Below are 1,020 nucleotides of genomic sequence, written 5' to 3'. Positions count from 1 at the left end.
AGGGGTTAACGGCATCGCACTTGGCCTATGTAATCTATACCTCAGGTTCAACAGGTCGGCCGAAAGGGGTGATGGTAGAGCATGGTAACGCTATCGCCATGATAAGCTGGGCTTTAAACAGTTATACAAAAAATGAAATTTCAGTTGTCTTGGCGTCAACCTCATTGAATTTTGACTTATCCATCTATGAATTGTTTGCGCCGCTCAGTGGTGGTTGCAAACTACGGATCGTAAAAAATATTCTGGATTTAGCGAGTTTGGATCAGGCTGACGAAATTACGCTGATCAATACGGTACCTTCTGCGATGGATGCGCTTTTGAAGCTTGGTATCGGACTTAAAGCACTCAAAGTTATTAACTTAGCTGGAGAGGCCTTGAAGGCGTCATTGGTTAATAATCTACTGGCATTTTACCCTGGGATTGCGGTATGCAACTTATATGGTCCATCTGAGGATACGACCTATTCAACAGCCGCACGCTTTGAGAAAGTTCTGGCAAGAGCGCCGCATATAGGTAAAGTGATTACGAATAGTATTGGATTGATACTAAATGAAGCACAGCAACTCGTGCCATATGGCGTGGTTGGCGAATTATATCTTGGGGGAGATGGTGTCACTAGGGGGTATTGGAATCGCCCATCTCTAACGGCAGAGCGTTTCATTAATAACCCATTTTATGACGAAAATAATCCGTGCAGTGCGCGACGACTATATCGCACAGGAGACTTAGTGCGTTATCTACCGGATGGTAATATTGACTTTTTAGGTCGAGCTGATGATCAGGTGAAGATCCGCGGGTTCAGAATTGAGATTGGGGAAATTGAAACCCAATTGGTCTTGCAAACGCTAGTCGACTCGGCGTTGGTTATGGCCAAAGAGCTGGCGGGCAGTCTCCAGCTTGTGGGGTATATCAAGCCAACAACGATGTCATCGGATATGGACGTGAGTGAATATATTGCCACTGTCAAAGCGACCTTGGCGCAGCAGTTACCAGATTATATGGTGCCCAGCGTGTTGATGG

General features: G+C 45.7%; 1 protein-coding gene. It reads left to right on the top strand.

Features of this window, described 5'->3' with window-relative positions:
- Nucleotides 1-20 precede the first annotated feature (20 nt).
- A partial coding sequence (locus A587_RS24410; RefSeq protein ID WP_232288112.1) for an AMP-binding protein occupies nt 21-1,020 on the top strand: 1,000 nt, incomplete at its 3' end.

Origin of the sequence: Pseudoalteromonas sp. NJ631, assembly GCF_000276645.1 — a bacterium.
In the GTDB taxonomy this organism is placed as follows: domain Bacteria; phylum Pseudomonadota; class Gammaproteobacteria; order Enterobacterales; family Alteromonadaceae; genus Pseudoalteromonas; species Pseudoalteromonas piscicida.
The sequence above is the reverse complement of the archived record's forward strand: the minus strand, read 5'-3'. Positions and strand labels throughout refer to the sequence as shown.